This is a genomic window from Arthrobacter sp. 01T414, assembly GCF_056398965.1.
Map to the genome: position 1 here is coordinate 76,214 of NZ_JBFTQK010000004.1, position 17,048 is coordinate 93,261.

Here is a 17,048-nt window from a genome sequence, read left to right on the forward strand (position 1 = left end):
AGGCATGAATACTTGTATTTCAAATACGAGTATTTGGCAACGGTCCGGTTGAAGACGCCGGGCCACTATCTCAGGAGTCAGCATGCTCTCGGACAAGTCCTTCCCCGTCATCGAGGCCACCCTGCCGCTGGTCGGTTCCCGGATCGGCGATATCACCCCCAAGTTCTACGCCCGGCTCTTCGGCGCACACCCCGAACTGCTGGACGGGCTGTTCAGCCGCTCCAACCAGCGCTCCGGCAACCAGCAGCAGGCCCTGGCCGGGAGCATCGCCGCTTTCGCCAGCCACCTGGTCAGCAACCCGGGCACCCTCCCGGAGACCGTGCTGTCGCGCATCGCGCACCGCCACGCTTCCCTCGGCATCACCGAACCGCAGTACCAGGTGGTCTACGAGCACCTCTTCGCCGCCATCGCCGAGGACCTGGCCGAGGTCATCACCCCCGAAATCGCCGAGGCCTGGACCGAGGTCTACTGGCTCATGGCCGACGCCCTGATCAAGCTCGAAAAGGGCCTCTATGCGGCGCAGGCCAACGGCAAGATGTGGACCCCGTGGCGGGTTGCCGCCAAGACCCCCGCCGGCACCGGCTCCATGACGTTCACGCTGGAACCGGCCGACGATACCCCCATTACCCCGGCTCTGCCCGGCCAGTACGTCAGCGTCAAGGTGACCCTGCCGGAGGGCCTCCGCCAGGTCCGCCAGTACTCGCTCTCCGGCGACGCCGGCACCAGCCGCAGCTTCACCACCAAGCTCGACGACGGCGGCGAGGTCTCCCCCGTGCTGCACAACCACGTCAAGGTCGGCGACATCCTCGAGATCTCCAACCCGTATGGCGAAATCACGCTCAAGGAGAGCGAGGGCCCCGTGGTCCTGGCCTCGGCAGGTATCGGCTGCACGCCGTCGGCCTCGATCCTGCGTTCCCTCGCGGAGGAGGGCTCGGACCGCCAGGTCCTGGTCCTGCACGCGGAAAGCAACCTGGACAGCTGGGCGCTGCGCTCCCAGATGACCGACGACGTCGAGCGTCTCGAAGCCGCCGAGCTGCAGCTCTGGCTCGAGCGGCCGGAGGCGGGCGCGAAAGAGGGGTTCATGTCGCTGCGCGACGTGGACCTGCCGGCAAATGCATCGCTGTACCTGTGCGGGCCGCTGCCGTTCATGAAGAACATCCGCAACGAGGCCATCAACGCCGGCATCCCTGCCACCAAGATCCACTATGAGGTCTTCGGCCCGGACATCTGGCTCGCCAACTAGGAACACATCGATTGCTCCGTAACCGCCCTTATGACGGGCCAAAAGGGCGATTACGGAGCACTCGAATGCATCTCACCCCAGGGATGGCACACCGGTGATCGTGTGGCCGAACCGCAGGAGATTACCCGGGTCGTAGCTGGACTTCGCGGCCCTCATCCGTTCGTAAACTGGGGGCGCCCACGCCCGGGCCCGGTCCGCCTCATCGCCCGGTTCGCCGTGGAAGTTGACCAGGGTAAATCCGGTGGAGTGCGGAGCCATCGCGGCCAGGGTCGAGCGGATGGACGCCGTGACAGCCTCGGCGACCGGCGGCATCTTGAAGCCGAGCAGGAAGAGCAGGAATGCCGCGTCCCGCCCCGACACGGCGTTCGGCACTGCCCCTTCGCGGGCCAGGGCTCCACCCAGGGGCCGGATTTCGACCAGGAGCAGCGGACAGTCCGAGTCCTCCCCGGTGTGTTGCAACAGCTCCGCCAGGGTCTCCTCGCCGAGGTCCTTTAGCAAGGCTCCGCCGGCCGTGAAGGGGAGCGGATCCGCCGGGTCCATGTGGATCTGGTCGACGTCGAGGTAGTCCATGGGCCCGGCCGTGTCCATCAACGGGGTCGAAATTGCGCGCATGGGGGCAAGCAGCGCGTCGCCGACCTCCCGATTCCCCAACAGGGCGAAGCGGAGGTGCACCACAAACTGGCCCCGCAATGGGCCGGGGACAAACTCCATATCCGGAAGCCGCAACAGCGAGATCGAGGGCGAGGCGTCGTCCGGCAGCGTGGCCAGCCAGTCACGGAACGCGGCCAGAATAAGGGCCGCATCGGCACCCGGGTAGATGATGCCGCCGCCGTAGAACTCGCCCAGCGGAAAGAGGCTGAACTCGAGTTCGGTGACGATGCCGAAGTTGCCCTTGCCGCCGAGCATCAACCCGAACAGCTCGGCCTCCGCCTCGGCATCGATGCGGCGCAGCGCACCGTCCGCAGTGACCACCTCCATGCTGCGGACGTGGTCCGCCGCGAAGCCGTGGGCCCGGCCCAGTACCGGCAGACCGCCGCCGACGGTGTATCCCACCACGCCAACATCGGTGCTTGAGCCGTGCAGTCCGACCAGCCCGAGCGGAACACTGGCTTCCAGGACGCTGCGCCATTTCACCCCGGCCCCCACCCTCGCGGTGCGTTCCACCGGATCGATGTGCAGCCCCTGCAGCCGCCTGGTGTTAATCAGCAGACCACCCTCGACCACCGAGTCGGCGCCGTGTCCGGTGGACTGGACCGCTACCGGGAGCCGGCGTTCTGCCGCCCATTTGACCCCCGCCGCTACATCCTGGGCGGTGCTGGCGCCGAGGACGACGTCGGGCCGGTGGACGGTAGCGGCGTTGAAGGCGAAGGTCTCGGCCGCGAATTCGGGACTGTCCGGCAAAGCGACCGGGCCGCGGACAACATCGGACAGGGCCTGGATATCGTCAGTGACAAGCATGGTGTGCTCCTGGGATCTCGCCCGCAGCGGCAGGCGGAGGGCACGTCAGCGTGCGCCCGGAATGTCCCCGCATCCCCGAGCGCCAGCGGCCGGCCCGGCTGATGAATGCGACGAGCCTATGGGCCTCTCCGGACCGCGGGCTAGGGGCCTAAGTCCCGGCAGTCGGTGCCTCCCTGCCAAGCGATGACAACGATCGTTGAGAATACGACGGCGGCCCCGCACCTTATCGAAGGTGCGGGGCCGCCGTCGTTGCATCAACAGCCGCTAGTGCGCGGACATCCGTTCCTTGAGCGAATCGAGCTCGGAGCGCAGCGCGTCCGGCAGCGAATCGCCGAACTTCGCGTACCACTCCTCGATGGAGGCCAGCTCGGCGTCCCATTCCTCGCGGTCAACGCGGACGGCGTCCTCCACGTGGGCGTGGGTCAGGTCCAGGCCGCTAATGTCCAGCGAGTGCCCGGTCGGGACGAAGCCGATGGGCGTCTCGACGGCGTCAGCCTTGCCCTCGATGCGCTCGATGGCCCACTTGAGGACGCGGGCGTTGTCGCCAAAGCCGGGCCAGGCGAAGTCCCCGTCGGCCGTGCGGCGGAACCAGTTGACCAGGAAGATGTGCGGCAGCCGCTCCGGGTTGGCCTTGCCCGAGACGCTGATCCAGTGCTTCAGGTAGTCGCCGGCGTCGTAGCCGATGAACGGAAGCATGGCCATCGGGTCGCGGCGGAGCACGCCGACCTGGCCCGCGGCAGCAGCGGTCGTTTCCGAGGAGAGCGTGGAACCCATGAAGATGCCGTTGGTCCAGCTGCGGGCCTGGGTCACCAGCGGAACCGTGGTCTTGCGCCGGCCGCCGAAGAGGATCGCGGAAACCTCGACGCCTTCGGGGCTGTAGTACTCCTCGGCCAGCATGTCGACCTGCGAGATCGGGGTGCAGAAGCGGGAGTTCGGGTGCGCGGCCGGCTTGTCCGACGCCGGGGTCCAGTCGTTGCCCTGCCAGTCGATCAGGTGCGCCGGGACCTCGTCGGTCATGCCTTCCCACCACACGCCGCCGTCGTCGGTAAGGGCGACGTTGGTGAAGATGCTGTGGCCCTTGGCGATGGCGCGCATGGCGTTGGGGTTGGTGCCCCAGCCGGTGCCCGGGGCGACACCGAACAGGCCGGCCTCCGGGTTGGTGGCGCGCAGTTCGCCTTCCTTGCCGATCCGCATCCAGGTGATGTCGTCGCCGAGGGTCTCGACTTCCCAGCCCTCGATGGTCGGGTCGAGCAGGGCGAGGTTGGTCTTGCCGCAGGCGGAAGGGAACGCCGCGGAGACGTAGTAGTTCTTCTTCTCCGGCGAGGTCAGCTTGAGGATGAGCATGTGCTCGGCCAGCCAGCCCTCGTCGCGGGCCATGACCGAGGCGATGCGCAGGGCGTAGCACTTCTTGCCGAGGAGGGCGTTGCCGCCGTAGCCGGAGCCGAAGGACCAGATGGAGCGCTCCTCCGGGAAGTGCACGATCCACTTGTCCGGGTTGCAGGGCCAGGCAACGTCAGCCTGGCCCGGGGCCAGCGGGGCGCCCAGGGAGTGCAGTGCGGGAACGAAGAAAGCGTTGGTGGCGGTGATCTTGTCCAGGACTTCGGTGCCGATCGTGGCCATGATGCGCATGGAGGCGACAACGTAGGCGCTGTCCGTGATTTCGACGCCGAACTTCGGGTCCTCGGCGTCCAGGTGGCCCATGACGAAGGGGATGACGTACATGGTGCGGCCGCGCATCGAGCCGTTGAACAGGCCGCGCAGCTTTTCCTTCATCTCGGCCGGCGCCATCCAGTTATTGGTGAAGCCCGCATCCCGCTCGTTCTCGGAGCAGATGAAGGTCTGTTCTTCGACGCGGGCGACGTCGGCGGGATCGGAGAATGCCGCGAAGGAGTTCGGGAACAGCTTCTCGTTCAGCCGGGTCAGGGTTCCGGCCGCCACGAGCTCGTCCGTGAGCCGGGTGTTCTCCTCTTCCGAGCCATCCACCCAGTGAATCTGGTCCGGCTGGGTCAGTTCCGCAACCTCTTCAACCCATGCCAGCAGGCCGGCATGTGTGGTGGGTGCTTTCTCAAGCAGCGGCAGGTTCGCCAGATCGCCCATTACGGTTCCCTTCTTCGGGTTCAGTGGTGTGGTCTAAATGCTAGGTCTCGAGGACCACGCAGATTCAGGACTAAATACGGGTTGACGGCGGGCCGGCGATCGAAAAACCCCGGAAAATCAAGGTTTAGTAACTCCACACGGCGGATTTTTTGTGATCAAGGTCACGTAGACCGGTCTAGTCAGGCAGATTACATGGCTCTCGATTTGGAACTCCGGGCCGATCTCGCGTAAAGTAATTCGAGGTTCGGGGGAGCGAGAAGTTCCCGAAGAGCCGAGAATGCGCCCATAGCTCAGCTGGATAGAGCGTCTGTCTACGGAACAGAAGGTCAGGGGTTCGAATCCCTTTGGGCGCACAGATAGAAAAGACCCGCACCGGTTCGCCGGTGCGGGTCTTTTTGTATGCCCCAGCGCGGCGGTTCCGGAAAAGCGCGGCGGTTCCGGAAATACACGGCGGTTTCGGACGAGGGTGTGCCGGATCCGGTGCGCGCCTGTCGCAAAACGTAGCGAGAACCGCCGCAGCCTAGTTCCCCAGGCCTTACTCCCCCACGGCGGCCGAGATCCGGCGACGCATTTCGTCAAAGTGGCCGGCCAGCCGTTCCGCGGCCAGGACCGCGTCCCCCGCCGCCACGGCTTCGTAGATGCCCCGGTGCAGCGCAGCCCGGCGCGCAGGATCGCCGTGGGCGCTCCCGACAGCGGCACGCCCAGGTTCGTCGCTGCCCCGCTCCGTACCCGCCGTCCCAACGCCGCCCCGCTCGCCAGCCACCTGCCCGCTCGCCGGGCCCAGCTCCGGGCCCAGCTCCAGTTGGATCCGGCGGTAGACCGCCTGGAACGCGCCCATCAGGCCGAGCAGCAGCTCGTTGCCCAGCGGTTCGAACAGTTTCCGGTGGAAGTCGGCGTCGGCTTCGACAGAGCCCTCCCCCGAACCGGCCAGTTCTTCCATTCCCAGCACCGCCGCCTCCAGCCCGGCCAGCTGGTCCGCCGTCATGCGCGCCATGGAGGCGCCGATCAACCCCGACTCCAGCAGCCGCCGAGCATCGATCAGCTCCAGTGCCTCCTGCCCGCGATGCCGCAGCGACATCCGGGCCCGGAAGCTGAGGCCGCCCACCAGCGCCTCGAAGTTGCTCGCGGCCACGAACATGCCGAACCCATGCCGGATCTCGATCACGCCCAGGGCCTGAAGCACCTTCAAGGTCTCCCGCAGCGTGTTCCGGCCAACCCCCAGCAGCGCGGCCAGTTCGTTTTCGGTAGGCAACGGGTCGCCAGGCTCCAGCTCGCGCTCAAGGATGAGCTCAACGATGTCGGCCTGCAGCGCGCGCAGCCGGTCCCGCGCGCCCAAACGGGCCGCCGGCCCGGCGTCGCCGGCACTCGAACTGGCTGCACCCACGGCTGAACTCCTCCCCAAAGTGATCCTCAGGGTAACGGACGTCCCACCTCCTGCACAGGGTCCCGCCGAAACCGCTCCGTGCGGGGCTAGGCTGTTGCCATGACGGCACACTTTGAACGTGAATTCGATGTCCTCGTGATCGGGGCCGGCGCGGTGGGCGAGAACGTGGCCGAGCGCGTGGTCCGGGGCGGATTGACGGCCGTCCTGGTGGAGGCGGAGCTGGTGGGCGGCGAGTGTTCATACTGGGCCTGCATGCCGTCCAAGGCCCTGCTGCGGCCCGGTACCGCGCTGCATGGCGCGCAGACCGTGCCCGGAGCCGAAGAGGCCGTCACCCGGGTCCTCGATGCCGCGGCTGTCCTGAAGCGGCGCGACTACTTCACCTCCAACTGGCAGGACGACAGCCAGGTCAAATGGGTTGAGGACACCGGCATCGAGCTGATCCGCGGCCACGGCTGGATTACCGGTACGCGCCGGGTGGAGGTGGCCGGGGTGGACGGCAACAGCTACGCACTCACCGCGCGCCACGCCGTGGTGCTGGCCACGGGCTCGCGCCCGAGCATCCCGCCCATCGAAGGCCTCGAGGAGGTCGACTACTGGACCACCCGGGAGGCCACCTCCGCACACGAAATTCCGCCGCGGCTGGGCGTGCTCGGCGGCGGCGTGGCCGGGACCGAACTCGCCCAGGCCTTTGCCCGGCTCGGGTCGGCCGTGACGGTGGTGGCACGCGGCGGGCTGCTGGGAGCCTTCCCTGCCCCGGCGGCCGAGCTGGTCCAGGCCGGACTGCGCGCGGACGGCGTCGAACTCCGCCTCCGCACGGGCACCCAGGCCGTCCGAGAGAACGAGAACGGTTCCCTGACGCTGGCGCTCGACGGCGGCAACAGCGTGACCGTGGACAAGCTGCTGGTCGCCACCGGCAGGCACCCGGCACTGGAAGGCCTTGGGCTGGAGAGCGTGGGCCTGACCGGCGACGACGGGAAACCCCCGAGGTTCGAGACGGATGCGAGCGGACTCGTCCGGGGAGCTGAGGGCAACGACCATGCGCCGTGGCTCTACGCCGTCGGCGACGCCGCGGGCAAGGTGCTGCTGACCCACCAGGGCAAATACGAGGCCCGGGCCACCGGCGATGCGATTGCCGCCCGCGCCAACGGCACCCTCACCGGCGAGCCGGGCCCGTGGAGCCGCTACGCCCACACGGCCGACGAGCACGCCGTCCCCAACGTGGTCTTCACCGACCCCGAGCTGGCCAACGTCGGCCGCAGCCTGGAACAGGCCAGGAAGGACGGCTACAGGGCCAGCTCCGTGCAGCTCCCCATCCAGGTGGCAGGTTCCTCGCTTCATTCCGAGCACTACAAGGGCTGGGCCCAGCTCGTGGTCGACGAGGACCGCAACGTGCTGCTGGGTGCCACCTTCGCCGGCCCGGACGTCGCCGAGCTCCTGCACGCGGCCACAATCGCCGTCGTCGGTGAAGTCCCGCTGGACCGGCTCTGGCACGCTGTTCCCTCGTATCCCACCATCAGCGAGGTGTGGCTGCGGCTGCTGGAGGAATACGGGATGTAAGCGCGAACGGCCGTTTGGAGGCCCCGGAACCGGCGGTTCCGGGGCCTTCGATGTCTATTCGCTCACTTCTATTTGAACTGACCGGTCAGTTTAGTTAGCCTTGGAGGAGACCAATTCTTCGAAAGGCTTCCCTTGCTCTCCGTTCAACAGCTTCATGTGAAGGGCCGGCGGGACTACCTGCTCCCGCCCACCTCGCTGCAGGCCAGCCGGGGTGAACTGCTGCTCGTCGCCGGCCAACGCCAGGACCAGCGCACCGCCCTGGCCCTGACCCTGAGCGGCCGGATGAAGCCCTCGGCCGGCACCCTCGAGTGGGACGGCACCACCCGGATCAAGCAGCTCCGGCAGGCGAGCGCCGTGGTGGACGCCCCCGGGGTGAACGAGCCGGAGCAACACCTGAGCGTCCGGGATCTGGTTACCGAGGACCTGGCCCTGATCCCCCGCCGCTACCGGGGCGCGCTGCTCAGCACGCCGTGGCTGAAGGTGAACCGTTTCGAGGACATCGCCGGGCGCTGGGCCGAGGAGCTTCCTGCCGACCGCCGGCTCGAGCTGCTGACGGCACTGGCCCTGGCCAACCCCCGGACCGACCTGCTGGTGGTCGATTCCCCTGACCGCCACAGCGGCGATCCGACTCACTGGCTGCCGCGGCTGCAGGAACTGGCGTACGACGCCGGCCGCCCGCTCGCCGTCGTCGCCACCGTCGGCAACCTCCCGCCGGGCTGGACCGGTCCAGCCGCGGAGATCGGCAATGCCGTCGCGCCGGAACCGTCCGCTGCCCACCCTGACCACGAAACCGAGGATGCCCGATGACCGTGCTGCGGCTTGCCCGTTCCGAACTCAAGCGCATGACCGGCGGCCTGCTGCCGAAGCTGACCATCGTGGCCCTGACCCTGGTACCGCTGCTCTACGGCGCGGTGTACCTGTACGCCAACTGGGATCCCTACGGGAAGCTGAACCAGATCGACGCGGCCCTGGTGGTCGAGGACACCGGCGCCAGCTCCGCCGACGGCACCCGGCTGGAGGCGGGCCGGAAGGTGGCCGACAGCCTCGTGGACGGCCACGTCTTCAACTGGCAGACCGTCTCCAGTGCCGAGGCGGCGGACCAGGGCGTGAGCAGCGGCCAGTCCGCCTTCGCGCTGAAGATCCCGCGGGACTTCTCCGCCAACCTCGTCTCGCCCGGTAGCTTCGACGCCGCCAACCAGGCCATGCTGAACGTCACCACCAACGACGCGAACAACTACCTGCTTGGCACGATCGTGGACAAGCTCACCACCGCTGTCCATTCGACCGTGGCGAAGGAGGTGGGCGAAGAAACCGCCAACCAGCTCCTCACCGGCTTCGGCACCATCCATACCCAGATGCTCAAGGCGTCCGACGGCGCCAAAGACCTCGCTGGCGGGGTGTCGTCGCTCCACAACGGCGCGGCGAGCCTGCACCAAGGCACGTCCTCGCTCAGGAACGGCACCGGCGAATTGGTAGCCGGGCAGCGCAAACTCCTCGACGGGGCGAATGCCTTGAACTCCGGGACCGGGCAGCTCGCCGGCGGCCTCCACCAGCTCAAGGACAAGACCGCCACACTGCCCGCGGATACGCAGCGGCTGGCCGACGGCGCTGCCCGGGTCGCTGCCGGCAATGCCGCGCTGAACACCAAGCTGCAGGGCATGGCGGGCCAGCTAGCGTCCGCCCAACAGGCCGCAGCGCAGGCCCAGCGCGGCCGCGTCGTCGCCTCCAACGGCCGCCTGGTCGCCGCCGGCGTGATTACCCAGGCCCAGGCCGATGCCATTCTGGCCGACTATGACGTGAACTCCGCCCCCGCACCTTCCGGAGCAGCGGCCGCCTTCCAGGATGCCGCCGGCCAGGTGCAGCAACTGGCGGACGGATCCGCCGCGGTCAGCGCTGGCGCCGCGAAACTTGCCGCCGCTGCCCCCGCCCTGAGCGGCGCCGTCGGGCAGGCCTCAGCCGGGGCGGACCAGCTCGCCGCCGGCAGCGCACAGCTCGCCACCGGCCAGCAGAATGCCCTGGCCGGCGCGGAAAAACTCGCCCAAGGCGCCCAGCAACTCGACGACGGCGCAGCGCAGCTGGACAGCGGTTCGAAGAAGGCATCCGACGGCGCCGGAACCCTCGCGGCCGAACTGGGCAAGGGCGCCGGCAAGGTGCCGAACCCGGACGGCGCGCAAAAGGACAGCCTCGCCAAGGTGATGGCGGACCCCGTTGCCGTCAGCAACGTCTCGCAGGCCAAGGCGGGCTCCTATGGGGCCGGACTGGCGCCGTTCTTCCTGACCCTGGCCCTGTGGATCGGCGTCTTCATGCTGATCCAGGCGATGCGGCCGGTCACGCAGCGTGCCCTGGCATCCAACGCGCCGACGTGGAAGATCGCCGTCGGCGGCTGGCTGCCGTTCCTTACGGTCGCCGCCGTCCAGGCCAGCCTGCTGACCCTGGTGGTGGATGTGGGGCTGGGCCTGGATCCGGCTCACCCGGTGCTCATGTGGGTCCTGATGCTGGCAGCCGCCATGGCCTTCAGTGCGATCATCCAGGGTGTGGTGGCGCTGCTCGRCTCGCCCGGCAAGCTGGTGGTGTTGATCCTGCTGGTCCTGCAACTGGTCTCCTCCGGCGGCACTTTCCCTTGGCAGACCACGCCGGAGCCGCTGCATGTGGTGCACCAGCTGTTGCCGATGGGCTACGTGGTCAACGGCATGCGGCACCTGATTTATGGAGCCGATCTGTCCAGCATCATGCCCACCATGCTGGGCCTGGTTGGCTACACTTTGCTGGGACTGGCGATGTCCGCCGTCGCCGTACGGAAGCACAAGTTCTGGACCCTCAAGACGCTGAAGCCGGAGATCGCCGTATGAGCACCACGCCCCGCGTAGCCGCGGCGACCGACGCGGCGCCCGACGCCGACGCCGGCAAGAAACTCCGGCCCGGGCGCACCAACGCGACCAAGCAGAAGCTGTTCGAGGCCTCGATGGAGCTGATCGGCGAGCGCGGGGCCGCGGGCGTGACGGTCGACGAGATCGCCGCAGCCGCGGGCGTCTCCAAGGGCACCGTGTACTACAACTTCGGCAGCAAGTCGGATCTGATCGCGCAGCTGCTCCGTCACGGCGTGGACATCCTCATGGCGCGCCTGCTGAGCGTCAAGGACGGGTCGGCGGACCCGCTCGAGGCAATGGACGAGATGATCGGCCAGGCGATGGACTTCATGGCCGAGTACCCTTCCTTCGCCCGGCTGTGGGTCAGCGAGAACTGGCGGACGCCCAGCGAGTGGCAGGACACCTTCACCGAGCTCCGCGGCCGGCTGCTCGGCGTGATTGGCGCGGCCATCGAGGCCGTGGCCGCCAAGTATCCGGTGGATCCGGCCCTGTCCCGCGGCAGCCTGGAGACGGCGATCTTTGGGGCGTGTTTTGTCGTGGGGCTGGACCGCCAGACCTACAACCCGGAGCGGACGCGGGCTCAAAGTGTCGCCGCAATCATGGCGATCATGCGTGGCTACGTCGTGAAATAGCCCCGCTCGGGGATGATTAGTCACATGCGCCACATGGGTAAAAGCGGGAAGACCGCCATCGCGGCAGCCCTGGCGGCCTTGGCGCTGCTGGTGCTCACGGGCGTCACCCTGCACGAAACGGTAGGACTCTGGTTCCTGGCCGCCTCCGCGCTCGCCTATGTGGCGTCCGTGGCCGAGGTGCTGGTCCGACGGCGGTACAAGACACTGCTGGCCAGCGGGGTCGGCAGCATCCTCTTCATCGCGTTCGGCATCGCGTTCCTGCGCCAGTGGGGGCTGGCCTTCAACCCGGACCCGAACGCCTTGTCCACCAACGTCGATACCGAGCACCCGGACCTGTACTTCTACCTCTCCGCGGCGGCGGGAGCGCTCACGCTGATCCTGTTGCTCGCCGGCACCGTCCTGCCCGGGCACCGGCCCGCATCCGGTTCCGCCTACGCGTCCCGGCGCCCGGCTTCCGCGTCCAGGGGTTCGGCACCCCGCAAGCCAGCCCGCCCTGCCAGCCGCCCTGCCGCCCGGGCGTCGACGCCGCGCTCGGCTGCGCCGCGCGCCTCCGCTCCATCCCGCACCTCGGCCTCCCGATCCGCAGCACCACGAACCGCGGCACCACGGTCCGCTGCACCCCGGTCCGCGGCACCGTCGGCCAAGCGGCCGGCGTCGTCGTCTGCATCTTCAGGGTCCAAACCGGCTCCCAGGACGCCGGCCAAGCCCGCTGCGAAGGCTCCGCCCCGGCCCTCCGGCAAAGCTCCCACCCGGCGCTGACCACCCCGAGCTTGGCCGTTTTCGCTGCCGCGTCGCATGCCGGGCCTTCGCGTGCCGCCGCGCCGCATGCCGGGCCCCGGCAGCACGGCAGTTGCCACCCCGGCCAGGAGCAGCAGGCCGCCGCCAACTTCCGCCGCTGAGGGCACCTCGGACAGCACCAGCCACGCCGTCGTCATGCCGACCACCGGGACCAGCAGGGTGAAGGGAACGACGGCGGAGGACGGATACAGCCCCAGCAGCCGGTTCCAGATGCCGTACCCGATGAGGGAACCAAACACGGCGGTGTACAGCGCGCTGAGCATCGTGACCGGCTGCAGCTGCAGCAGGGCGTCCGACACCGCGGCCGGGCCGTCCACCAGCAGCGAAAGTCCGGCCAGCGGCAACGGCACCACGGCGCCGGACCACACCACCAGCCCCAATCCGGAGGCGGCCTTGGCCTTGCGTGCCACAACATTGCCGCCGGCCCAGGACAGCGCCGCGGCCAGCACGATCATCAGTGGCAGCAGCGGCGCCACTAGGCTGCGGCCGACGGCCACGACGGCGAGCCCGGCAATCCCCAGCGCGACGCCGGCGAGTTGCCTCCGGGTTGGCCGTTCGGCCAGGATCCCCGCGGCCAGCAGCACCGTCAGCAGGACCTGGGCCTGGAGCACCAGCGAGGCCAGGCCCGCGGGCATGCCGAGCGCCATGGCCAAGTAGAGCAGGCCGAACTGGCCCGCGCTCATCAACAGGCCAACGCCGATGATGGCCTTCCAGGTCACGTCCGGCTTGCGGATGAAGAAGATGCAGGGAAACACCACGAGGGTGAAGCGCATCGCCACGAACAAAAGCGGCGGCATTTGTGCGCCGTCGGGGTGCAGGCCGAGGTCGATGGCTACGAAGTTGACGCCCCACAGGATGGCGACGAGCAGGGCAAGCCCGGAATGTCGAGGGGTCATCGCACCCGCGGCCGTCGCCGCTGCCGCGCCTCAGAGATTGCGCGGCCGTTCATCGCGCGGGTCCTCGGCATCGCGGCGCTCCGCAGCCGACTCCCCGGGGTGGCCTGCGACGCCGCCGGTGCCTGCCGGACGATCACGGTCGCTCCGGTCCCGGCGCAGTTCCTCCTGTGGTCGCAGCTCCTCGTGCGGCTGTGACTCGCGGGTGCCGGCCTCGTGGGTGCCGGCATCGTGGGTGTGGGCCTCGTCGCCGCGGGCATCGTCGCGTTCGGTCGTTACGACGTCCGGATCGACGTCGTCGGCCCGTCGGAGCTGTTCTTCTGCGCCGGCACGGACGGCCGCTGCCTCCTGCTGCGTGCCGCGTGCCTGCATGCGGAGGCGTTCGGCCTCGACTTCGGCGGCCTTTGCATCGGCTTCCGCCCGCGCCGCTTTGGCCTCGTGGTCCCTCGCGGCGAGTTGGTCGGCCTCTGCCTTCTCACGCATTTCCGCGGCCCGGTTCCGGTCAGCGTCCGTCTTGCGTTTACGGCTGAAATAGAGTGCCACTGCAATGATCGCGAGCACCACGACGATGCCGACGATGATCCCTACGAGCTGTCCTGAATCCACGTTGATCCACCTTTTCCCTCGGTCGCTTAGAAAACACCGGCAGTAAAAGCAATAACAGCATCAGTAAACAACACAATGAGGGTGCTGACCATCAACGGTCCGGCGCGCTGACCTGCTACTTTGCGCGCGGAACCTTGAAGTGGGTCAGTCGCGCGTCCTGGCCGTCGAGCTCGGCCCAGGGCTTCTCGATCTCGAAAACGGTCAGGCCGCTGGTGGGATAGCGCGTGGCCGCATCCATGTAGGCATCATGGTTGGAGTCGCGGGAGGCCAGGTGCATGGCCAGGTCCTGCACGCCGGGCATGTGGGAGATCACCATGAGCGTTGTGACGGTGTCAGGGACGTGGTTAATCACGGCCAGCATGCGCAGGGCCGAGGCGCCGTAAAGACCGTCCTCCAGTTTCGGAGTCGGGGCCTTATCCCCCAGTTCGCTGCACACCCAGGTGCAGGTCTGCCGTGTCCGCAGGGCACTGGAGCAGAGGATGAAGTCGGGGACCACCCCGTGTTTGAGGAGCCATTTGCCGGCCAGCGGCGCCTCGCGGTGTCCGCGCTCTTCAAGCGGCCGCTCGTGGTCGGCGACGCCGCCCGGCCAGTCCGCCTTGGCGTGCCGCATGAGCACCAGACGTCTAATGTGATGCGCGCTCATGGCTCAATCCTAGTGCGGCCGGCTTCACCACGAGCGCGCTCCACATCGGGTGCCCTGTCAGTCGTCCAGGACGAAGGTCACTTCCAGCACCACATGCCAGGCCACGACGGCGCCGCCGCTTATTTCAACCTTCTGCTCCTTGACCCATGCCCCGGTGACGTTCCGCAGGGTCTTGTTGGCCCGGTCGACGCCTTCTTTGATGGCATCCTCAAACGAGGTCTTGGAGTTCGAGCTCAGGGTAGTAATACGTGCAACAGACATGTTTCCTCCCAATAGTCGGATCGACGGGAGCGAGCCTACGCCGAAGCCCCCAAACACAACAGAGTCCAAACCCCGTAGCCCCCCGGCGGCGGCTTCGCCGGATTTGGGGCCGTGCCCGCTTCGCGGTGCCCGCCACGCCGCGGCCCCAAAATCCGGCCTTGCCGCGCCCCGAATCCGCCGTTCGTGTTGCGAGGGCGCTGCAGCGCAGCGGCACATCCCGAGAGCGCCGTTGTTGCGCGAGGAACGAGCGCAGGCGCCGAGGGATCGTGCCGCGAAAGCGAAAGCGCCCGCCCCCGGAACAGGGACGGACGCTTTGCGTAAAGCTAAGGCTAGATGGAGTATTCCGGAGCGGCCCAGACAACAACCTCGGGGTGCTCGTAGAACCGGTAGCCCTGGCCGCGCACGGTGCGCACCGTGTTCGCCAGGCGGCCAAGCTTGGAGCGCAGCCGGCGGATGTGCACGTCGATGGTGCGCTCGTTGGGCACCTCTTCGGCGTTGCGCCACAGGCCTTCGAGGAGTTCGTCGCGGCCCACGGTGCGGGTGCCGTTCTCCACGAGGTAGTTGAGCAGTTCGAATTCCTTGAACGTAAGGTTCAGCGATTCGCCGTCGAGCGCCACTTCGCGGCGGGCGAGGTCGATCAGCACGCCGGACGGGCGCGGATCCTGTGCCTGCTGCAGCCGTGCGTTCTCGGCGCGCTGGCGGGCACCGGCAGTCGGGTCGCCAAAGGTGGACCGGACGACGTCGAGCGCGGAACCCGGCGCGGACGCCGGGGCGACGGCGACAGCGGCGTAGCTTTCAGCACCAGCGACGAGGGACTGGGCATAGGCGCGGATTTCCTGGGCCAGCTTGGCAATCGAGGTGCCGGCAGCGGCCGCGGTTTCCTCGTCGATCCCCATGTAGAGCACGAAGCCACGGGCCACATTGTCGTTGGGCACGGGGCGGACCGGGCTGCCGTTGCCGGGAGCGATCACCGGGGTCGGCGCGGTAGTCGGCGCCGACTCAGCGGCGGGGACGGCACGAAGCTGGCCGTACGAGTTGGGGTTGTAGCCCTGCGCGGCGTAACCGGGGGCCGGGAAGCTGCTGCCGGATCCTGCGGGACCGAAGCTCGGGCGGCCGCCGAAGCCCTGGCGGAGGCCGGTCTGCCCGGCCTTGTTGGCGTTACGGACGGAGATGTGGACGTATCCGGATGCAACTGACATGAAATGCTTACCTCAATGTGAATGGCCGTCATCGCGGCTCGAATGCTGAGTTCCCCGCAATGAAAACTGGGGAGGGGCGCCCGACGCTGGGCTGGGGGCGAATGCCTAGAAACGTTCTGGGGTGTAGAAGTTAGGCGTGCATTCGACAACAGGGCATCTCAGTACCAGCTGGTGCGCTGATCCAGGAAGCTGCGGCTGCAGGTGCTGTTGAGTTCTTGTTCACAATTGAAGTGTGCAACGTAACAATAAGAACTAGCAAGTAACAATGGACTCCAAAGTCCGCATGGTGAGACGAAAACGTCGATTGTAGCGCAAATCACAATTTTGATAAGCCTACGAATAATTGTGTGTTTCACTGCATGCGAGTACGTGCAACCCAGTTTGTCGAAGATTCTTCAGCTACTGCCACCTCTAGGCCGAAAATATTCACGGTAAGCAATACTGGCGGAATCGTCTCGAAAGAGTCACGCCATCACAACCAGTCCACGGACTGGGCAGGCCCCGGGCCGAGGCCGACTCGTGGCGTTTGCACCTCCGGGGCAGCGTACAGCTCGGTAGTCTGGGATTCACAGGTGCCGCACAGGGTCCCCAAAGCCTCGGCCCAACGGCAGATCGGAGAGTCGTCCCATGGCCACTTCGCACTCCATGACCAACAACCTTCCCCAGCTCACGCATCCGGACGGCTCTCCCATCCGCGCACTGGTGGTGGACGATGAGCCCAGCCTCTCCGAGCTCATGAGCATGGGGCTGCGGATGGCCGGCTGGTCCGTGGCAGTGGCGGCCGATGGCCCCGAAGCGGTCAAGCTCGCCAAGGAGTTCCGCCCCGACGTCCTGGTGCTGGATGTGATGCTCCCCGGGTTCGACGGCGTTGAGCTGCTCAGCCGGATCCGCGCGTTTGCGCCAGAGGTTCCCGCGCTGTTCCTCACGGCCAAAGACGCCGTCCAGGACCGCATTACCGGCCTGGCGGCCGGGGGCGATGATTACGTGACGAAGCCGTTCAGCATGGAAGAGGTGCTGCTGCGGTTGCACCGGCTGGTCCAGCGCTCCGGGGTGGCCGCCATGGATACCGCCGAGCTTGTAGTGGGTGACCTGGTGCTCAATGTCGATACCCGCGACGTCACCCGCGCCGGCGAGGAGCTGCACCTGACCGCTACGCAGTTCGAGCTGCTGCGCTACCTGATGGAAAACCCCAAGCGGGTCATCAGCAAGGCCCAGATCCTGGACCGGGTCTGGGACTACGACTTTGGCGGCCAGGCGAACATCGTGGAACTCTACATTTCCTACCTGCGCAAGAAGATCGACGCCAACCGCGCTCCGATGATCCACACGGTGCGCGGCGCCGGTTACGTCCTGAAACCGGCGGACTGATCCGTGCCCACCCCCTCACGTGGGGCCCCAGTCCCCGGTCCC

Annotated in this window: 13 protein-coding genes, 1 tRNA gene and 1 pseudogene; 7 read left to right on the forward strand and 8 right to left on the reverse strand. The window is 67.6% G+C overall.

The window, feature by feature from the left end; translation table 11 throughout:
• Positions 1–82 precede the first annotated feature (82 nt).
• Positions 83–1,243 carry a globin domain-containing protein gene (locus tag AC1DK9_RS10425; RefSeq protein WP_476915875.1) on the forward strand — a complete coding sequence of 387 codons (1,161 nt, stop codon included), beginning with the start codon at positions 83–85 and terminating at the stop codon, positions 1,241–1,243.
• A gap of 72 nt (positions 1,244–1,315) precedes the next feature.
• Here AC1DK9_RS10425 and AC1DK9_RS10430 read toward each other — a convergent pair whose 3' ends face one another.
• Together AC1DK9_RS10430 and AC1DK9_RS10435 are read right to left on the reverse strand one after the other, a co-directional pair.
• The gene (locus AC1DK9_RS10430) at positions 1,316–2,701 is read right to left on the reverse strand and encodes an FAD-binding oxidoreductase (RefSeq protein ID WP_476915876.1); all 1,386 of its coding nucleotides are present in this window, start codon (positions 2,699–2,701) and stop codon (positions 1,316–1,318) included.
• A 264-nt stretch (positions 2,702–2,965) separates the two neighbouring features.
• Positions 2,966–4,798 carry a phosphoenolpyruvate carboxykinase (GTP) gene (locus AC1DK9_RS10435; protein ID WP_476861012.1) on the reverse strand — a complete coding sequence of 611 codons (1,833 nt, stop codon included), beginning with the start codon at positions 4,796–4,798 and terminating at the stop codon, positions 2,966–2,968.
• 279 nt (positions 4,799–5,077) lie between these two features.
• Between AC1DK9_RS10435 and AC1DK9_RS10440 the strand changes: the two genes are divergently transcribed.
• Positions 5,078–5,151 (forward strand) — tRNA-Arg (locus tag AC1DK9_RS10440).
• A 182-nt stretch (positions 5,152–5,333) separates the two neighbouring features.
• On the opposite strand, the gene AC1DK9_RS10445 is transcribed toward AC1DK9_RS10440, so the two are convergent.
• Positions 5,334–6,182, reverse strand: coding sequence for a FadR/GntR family transcriptional regulator (locus tag AC1DK9_RS10445; RefSeq protein ID WP_476861013.1), 849 nt, complete (start codon positions 6,180–6,182; stop codon positions 5,334–5,336).
• 99 nt (positions 6,183–6,281) lie between these two features.
• Between AC1DK9_RS10445 and AC1DK9_RS10450 the strand changes: the two genes are divergently transcribed.
• The 4 genes from AC1DK9_RS10450 to AC1DK9_RS10465 all read left to right on the forward strand — a co-directional run bounded on the left by AC1DK9_RS10450 (position 6,282) and on the right by AC1DK9_RS10465 (position 11,238).
• Positions 6,282–7,739, forward strand: coding sequence for a dihydrolipoyl dehydrogenase family protein (locus AC1DK9_RS10450; RefSeq protein ID WP_476915877.1), 1,458 nt, complete (start codon positions 6,282–6,284; stop codon positions 7,737–7,739).
• A gap of 132 nt (positions 7,740–7,871) precedes the next feature.
• On the forward strand, positions 7,872–8,546 hold the full coding sequence (locus AC1DK9_RS10455; RefSeq protein WP_476915878.1) for an ABC transporter ATP-binding protein: 675 nt from the start codon (positions 7,872–7,874) through the stop codon (positions 8,544–8,546).
• Positions 8,543–10,588 (forward strand): YhgE/Pip family protein, encoded by a 2,046-nt coding sequence (locus tag AC1DK9_RS10460; RefSeq protein WP_476915879.1) that lies wholly within the window; start codon positions 8,543–8,545, stop codon positions 10,586–10,588. The genes AC1DK9_RS10455 and AC1DK9_RS10460 overlap by 4 nt, the downstream gene beginning before the upstream one ends.
• Complete coding sequence (locus AC1DK9_RS10465; RefSeq protein ID WP_476861017.1) at positions 10,585–11,238, forward strand: TetR/AcrR family transcriptional regulator; 654 nt, start codon at positions 10,585–10,587, stop codon at positions 11,236–11,238. The genes AC1DK9_RS10460 and AC1DK9_RS10465 overlap by 4 nt, the downstream gene beginning before the upstream one ends.
• A gap of 752 nt (positions 11,239–11,990) precedes the next feature.
• On the opposite strand, the pseudogene AC1DK9_RS10470 reads toward AC1DK9_RS10465, so the two are convergent.
• The 5 genes and pseudogenes from AC1DK9_RS10470 to AC1DK9_RS10490 all read right to left on the reverse strand — a co-directional run.
• Positions 11,991–12,932: pseudogene (locus tag AC1DK9_RS10470) on the reverse strand (EamA family transporter); the annotation flags it as partial.
• Positions 12,933–12,962: 30 nt separating this feature from the next.
• Positions 12,963–13,535 (reverse strand): hypothetical protein, encoded by a 573-nt coding sequence (locus AC1DK9_RS10475; protein WP_476915880.1) that lies wholly within the window; start codon positions 13,533–13,535, stop codon positions 12,963–12,965.
• A 115-nt stretch (positions 13,536–13,650) separates the two neighbouring features.
• A complete protein-coding gene (locus AC1DK9_RS10480) occupies positions 13,651–14,178 on the reverse strand; it encodes a SixA phosphatase family protein (protein WP_476861019.1) in 528 nt (175 codons plus the stop codon).
• A 57-nt stretch (positions 14,179–14,235) separates the two neighbouring features.
• Positions 14,236–14,439: a dodecin family protein gene (locus tag AC1DK9_RS10485; RefSeq protein WP_056735995.1), complete on the reverse strand. Its 204-nt coding sequence runs from the start codon at positions 14,437–14,439 to the stop codon at positions 14,236–14,238.
• Positions 14,440–14,768: 329 nt separating this feature from the next.
• Positions 14,769–15,638: a winged helix-turn-helix domain-containing protein gene (locus tag AC1DK9_RS10490; RefSeq protein WP_476861020.1), complete on the reverse strand. Its 870-nt coding sequence runs from the start codon at positions 15,636–15,638 to the stop codon at positions 14,769–14,771.
• Positions 15,639–16,265: 627 nt separating this feature from the next.
• Here AC1DK9_RS10490 and AC1DK9_RS10495 point away from each other — a divergent pair.
• Positions 16,266–17,006 carry a response regulator transcription factor gene (locus AC1DK9_RS10495; protein WP_476861021.1) on the forward strand — a complete coding sequence of 247 codons (741 nt, stop codon included), beginning with the start codon at positions 16,266–16,268 and terminating at the stop codon, positions 17,004–17,006.
• Positions 17,007–17,048 lie beyond the last annotated feature (42 nt).

Excerpts from the sequence above, each read along its gene's own strand:
- AC1DK9_RS10465 (WP_476861017.1), top strand. The coding sequence starts at position 10,585 with ATGAGCACCACGCCCCGCGTAGCCGCGGCGACCGACGCGGCGCCCGAC.
- AC1DK9_RS10425 (WP_476915875.1), top strand. The coding sequence starts at position 83 with ATGCTCTCGGACAAGTCCTTCCCCGTCATCGAGGCCACCCTGCCGCTG.
- AC1DK9_RS10450 (WP_476915877.1), top strand. The coding sequence starts at position 6,282 with ATGACGGCACACTTTGAACGTGAATTCGATGTCCTCGTGATCGGGGCC.
- AC1DK9_RS10485 (WP_056735995.1), bottom strand. The coding sequence starts at position 14,439 with ATGTCTGTTGCACGTATTACTACCCTGAGCTCGAACTCCAAGACCTCG.
- AC1DK9_RS10430 (WP_476915876.1), bottom strand. The coding sequence starts at position 2,701 with ATGCTTGTCACTGACGATATCCAGGCCCTGTCCGATGTTGTCCGCGGC.
- AC1DK9_RS10480 (WP_476861019.1), bottom strand. The coding sequence starts at position 14,178 with ATGAGCGCGCATCACATTAGACGTCTGGTGCTCATGCGGCACGCCAAG.
- AC1DK9_RS10495 (WP_476861021.1), top strand. The coding sequence starts at position 16,266 with ATGGCCACTTCGCACTCCATGACCAACAACCTTCCCCAGCTCACGCAT.
- AC1DK9_RS10490 (WP_476861020.1), bottom strand. The coding sequence starts at position 15,638 with ATGTCAGTTGCATCCGGATACGTCCACATCTCCGTCCGTAACGCCAAC.
- AC1DK9_RS10435 (WP_476861012.1), bottom strand. The coding sequence starts at position 4,798 with ATGGGCGATCTGGCGAACCTGCCGCTGCTTGAGAAAGCACCCACCACA.